A 3,718-nucleotide genomic window follows, 5' to 3' on the forward strand; every position below is an offset into this window, starting at 1 on the left:
GATCGTGGCGGAGGCGATGGTGGCGCTGGTGCTGGCCGACGCGGTGGTGGAGAAGTTCGGGGGCGACAGCGTCACCGAAACCCGCCGCAACATCCGAAGTTACCTCGACCATCTGGACATCTCATGACCGGTAACCGCGCCACGGCCTGGAACCCCGTGGTCACCGAGCTCCTCGCGGCCGCCTCGCCCGACCGCACCGTCGTCGTGTGGCGGGTGCCCGACCGCGGGCCCGCGGCCCTCGTCAGCGTCCTCGCCCCGCACACGGACACCGTCAACTCCCTGGCCTGGATGCCCGACGGCCGTCGCCTGATCTGCGTCTCGCAGGACGGGCGGGCCGCCATGTGGGACGCCCTGCTCGGCGTGTTCCGCGCCGATCTGAGCTCCCACGACACCCACTGCACCATGGTCGCCGTCAGCCCCGCCGGCCTCGTCGCCACGGTGAGCGAGGACGGGCTGATCATCGTCGGACACCCCGACTCGGGTGTGGAGAACCTCGCCTTCCGGCACTACGACTCCGCCGTCGAGTGCTGCGCCTGGTCCCACTCCGGCCGGACACTGGCCGTCGGCTGCGACGACGGCACCGTCGACCTGCTCACCGACGAGGGGCTCGGCCACCTCCGCACCGTCGAGGTGCCCGGCGCGGCCGCACGCACCGTCGAATGGGCCGCCGACGACCGGTCCTTCGTCGTCGGCGCCGACGACGGCTCCCTGCACTTCTTCTCCATCGCCGACGAGCGGACCGACCGTTCGCCGGCGGCTCCGGAAAGGTACGGCAACCACGCGAGCGCGGCCCGCAGGCCGTCGCCCCCCTTCAACCTCGATCAGGAGAACACATGAGCGGTCTCAGGCTTGAGGACCTCGCCACCTCCCCGAACTTCAAGGAGCACGCGCCCCTGCTCTGCCCGCGCACCCTGCGGCCGAGCGAGGACGTCGTCGAGGAGCTCCGTCGTGCCGACCCCAAGCAACTCGCGGTCATCGTCGAGAACCCCGAGGCGCCCCTCGCCGAGCGGCTCGCCGCCGGCGGCGTCCTCGCCCTCCTCGGGGACCCGCGCATCGGCCACCAGCCGCACATGAGCTTCGTGCCGGGCGGCCACGTCGAGATCGGCCTGCGCGAGGAGGAGGTCGAGCCGGTCGTCAAGGAGTGGGAGCACGTGGGCGTCGAGGCGTCCTGGATCGAGAAGGAGACCCCCCAGCGGGCCGTCCGCATCGACGACTTCTGGATCGGCACCTACCCCGTCACCAACTGGGAGTACCGCAACTTCCTGGAGCACGCCAACCGCGAGGTGCGCCCGACGACCTGGTACCTGGGCGCCTACCCGTACGACCGGGGCAACCACCCGGTGGCGGGCATCCGGGCGGAGGACGCGGACGACTACGTCGCCTGGCTCAGCGAGACCACCGGCCACCCGTGGCGGCTGCCCACGGAGGCCGAGTGGGAGCACGCGGCCAAGGGCGTGTCCGGCTCGGAGTTCCCGTGGGGCACGGACTTCGACCCGGGCGCCGCCAACACCCGGGAGTCCGGGGTGCACCAGACCACGCCGGTCGGCGCCTTCCCGGCCGGACGCGCGGCGTGCGGGGCGTACGACATGGGCGGCAACGTCGAGGAGTACGTCGCCGACCCGTACGTCCCCTACCCGGGCGGCCCGTACGTCGCGGACCACCTGGTGCAGACGCTGGGCGAGGAGTACCGGGTCGCCCGCGGCGGCAGCTTCTCGCGCTTCGGCGACCTGACCCGTACGCGGCGCCGGCACGGGGCGTTCCCCGGCCCCCTCTACCCGGTGGGGCTGCGGATCGCGACGAGCGTGCAGCCGCAGTCTCCCACGGAGTAGCAGCACCCCGCCGGTGGCCGGCCCGACGACGTCGTCGGGCCGGCCACCGGCGGGGTGCTGCTACTCCGTGGGAGACTGCGGCTGCACGCTCGTCGCGATCCGCAGCCCCACCGGGTAGAGGGGGCCGGGGAACGCCCCGTGCCGGCGCCGCGTACGGGTCAGGTCGCCGAAGCGCGAGAAGCTGCCGCCGCGGGCGACCCGGTACTCCTCGCCCAGCGTCTGCACCAGGTGGTCCGCGACGTACGGGCCGCCCGGGTAGGGGACGTACGGGTCGGCGACGTACTCCTCGACGTTGCCGCCCATGTCGTACGCCCCGCACGCCGCGCGTCCGGCCGGGAAGGCGCCGACCGGCGTGGTCTGGTGCACCCCGGACTCCCGGGTGTTGGCGGCGCCCGGGTCGAAGTCCGTGCCCCACGGGAACTCCGAGCCGGACACGCCCTTGGCCGCGTGCTCCCACTCGGCCTCCGTGGGCAGCCGCCACGGGTGGCCGGTGGTCTCGCTGAGCCAGGCGACGTAGTCGTCCGCGTCCTCCGCCCGGATGCCCGCCACCGGGTGGTTGCCCCGGTCGTACGGGTAGGCGCCCAGGTACCAGGTCGTCGGGCGCACCTCGCGGTTGGCGTGCTCCAGGAAGTTGCGGTACTCCCAGTTGGTGACGGGGTAGGTGCCGATCCAGAAGTCGTCGATGCGGACGGCCCGCTGGGGGGTCTCCTTCTCGATCCAGGACGCCTCGACGCCCACGTGCTCCCACTCCTTGACGACCGGCTCGACCTCCTCCTCGCGCAGGCCGATCTCGACGTGGCCGCCCGGCACGAAGCTCATGTGCGGCTGGTGGCCGATGCGCGGGTCCCCGAGGAGGGCGAGGACGCCGCCGGCGGCGAGCCGCTCGGCGAGGGGCGCCTCGGGGTTCTCGACGATGACCGCGAGTTGCTTGGGGTCGGCACGACGGAGCTCCTCGACGACGTCCTCGCTCGGCCGCAGGGTGCGCGGGCAGAGCAGGGGCGCGTGCTCCTTGAAGTTCGGGGAGGTGGCGAGGTCCTCAAGCCTGAGACCGCTCATGTGTTCTCCTGATCGAGGTTGAAGGGGGGCGACGGCCTGCGGGCCGCGCTCGCGTGGTTGCCGTACCTTTCCGGAGCCGCCGGCGAACGGTCGGTCCGCTCGTCGGCGATGGAGAAGAAGTGCAGGGAGCCGTCGTCGGCGCCGACGACGAAGGACCGGTCGTCGGCGGCCCATTCGACGGTGCGTGCGGCCGCGCCGGGCACCTCGACGGTGCGGAGGTGGCCGAGCCCCTCGTCGGTGAGCAGGTCGACGGTGCCGTCGTCGCAGCCGACGGCCAGTGTCCGGCCGGAGTGGGACCAGGCGCAGCACTCGACGGCGGAGTCGTAGTGCCGGAAGGCGAGGTTCTCCACACCCGAGTCGGGGTGTCCGACGATGATCAGCCCGTCCTCGCTCACCGTGGCGACGAGGCCGGCGGGGCTGACGGCGACCATGGTGCAGTGGGTGTCGTGGGAGCTCAGATCGGCGCGGAACACGCCGAGCAGGGCGTCCCACATGGCGGCCCGCCCGTCCTGCGAGACGCAGATCAGGCGACGGCCGTCGGGCATCCAGGCCAGGGAGTTGACGGTGTCCGTGTGCGGGGCGAGGACGCTGACGAGGGCCGCGGGCCCGCGGTCGGGCACCCGCCACACGACGACGGTGCGGTCGGGCGAGGCGGCCGCGAGGAGCTCGGTGACCACGGGGTTCCAGGCCGTGGCGCGGTTACCGGTCATGAGATGTCCAGATGGTCGAGGTAACTTCGGATGTTGCGGCGGGTTTCGGTGACGCTGTCGCCCCCGAACTTCTCCACCACCGCGTCGGCCAGCACCAGCGCCACCATCGCCTCCGCCACGATC

The 3,718-nt window shown here is 72.7% G+C and carries 4 protein-coding genes and 2 pseudogenes; 3 read left to right on the top strand and 3 right to left on the bottom strand.

Translation table 11 applies throughout. From position 1 onward, the window contains the following. The 3 genes and pseudogenes from AB0K09_RS31115 to AB0K09_RS31125 form a co-directional block, all read left to right on the top strand. A pseudogene (locus AB0K09_RS31115) lies at window positions 1-127 on the top strand (chorismate synthase); the annotation flags it as partial. Then, window positions 124-837 carry a hypothetical protein gene (locus tag AB0K09_RS31120; RefSeq protein ID WP_366068751.1) on the top strand — a complete coding sequence of 238 codons (714 nt, stop codon included), beginning with the start codon at window positions 124-126 and terminating at the stop codon, window positions 835-837. The pseudogene AB0K09_RS31115 and the gene AB0K09_RS31120, both read left to right, overlap by 4 nt. Beyond that, complete coding sequence (locus AB0K09_RS31125) at window positions 834-1,829, top strand: SUMF1/EgtB/PvdO family nonheme iron enzyme (RefSeq protein WP_366068752.1); 996 nt, start codon at window positions 834-836, stop codon at window positions 1,827-1,829. The genes AB0K09_RS31120 and AB0K09_RS31125 overlap by 4 nt, the downstream gene beginning before the upstream one ends. A 60-nt stretch (window positions 1,830-1,889) precedes the next feature. Here the strand turns inward: AB0K09_RS31125 and AB0K09_RS31130 are convergent, their stop codons facing one another. From AB0K09_RS31130 to AB0K09_RS31140, 3 genes and pseudogenes are all read right to left on the bottom strand, one after another. Beyond that, window positions 1,890-2,885 carry an SUMF1/EgtB/PvdO family nonheme iron enzyme gene (locus tag AB0K09_RS31130; protein ID WP_366068752.1) on the bottom strand — a complete coding sequence of 332 codons (996 nt, stop codon included), beginning with the start codon at window positions 2,883-2,885 and terminating at the stop codon, window positions 1,890-1,892. After that, a complete protein-coding gene (locus AB0K09_RS31135; protein WP_366068751.1) occupies window positions 2,882-3,595 on the bottom strand; it encodes a hypothetical protein in 714 nt (237 codons plus the stop codon). Before AB0K09_RS31135 ends, AB0K09_RS31130 begins: the two co-directional genes overlap by 4 nt. Further along, window positions 3,592-3,718, bottom strand: a pseudogene (locus AB0K09_RS31140) (chorismate synthase); the annotation flags it as partial. The gene AB0K09_RS31135 and the pseudogene AB0K09_RS31140, both read right to left, overlap by 4 nt.

It is taken from the genome of Streptomyces sp. NPDC049577, from assembly GCF_040675635.1.
Classification (GTDB): domain Bacteria; phylum Actinomycetota; class Actinomycetes; order Streptomycetales; family Streptomycetaceae; genus Streptomyces.

Excerpts from the sequence above, each read along its gene's own strand:
- AB0K09_RS31125 (WP_366068752.1), top strand. The coding sequence starts at position 834 with ATGAGCGGTCTCAGGCTTGAGGACCTCGCCACCTCCCCGAACTTCAAG.
- AB0K09_RS31135 (WP_366068751.1), bottom strand. The coding sequence starts at position 3,595 with ATGACCGGTAACCGCGCCACGGCCTGGAACCCCGTGGTCACCGAGCTC.
- AB0K09_RS31120 (WP_366068751.1), top strand. The coding sequence starts at position 124 with ATGACCGGTAACCGCGCCACGGCCTGGAACCCCGTGGTCACCGAGCTC.
- AB0K09_RS31130 (WP_366068752.1), bottom strand. The coding sequence starts at position 2,885 with ATGAGCGGTCTCAGGCTTGAGGACCTCGCCACCTCCCCGAACTTCAAG.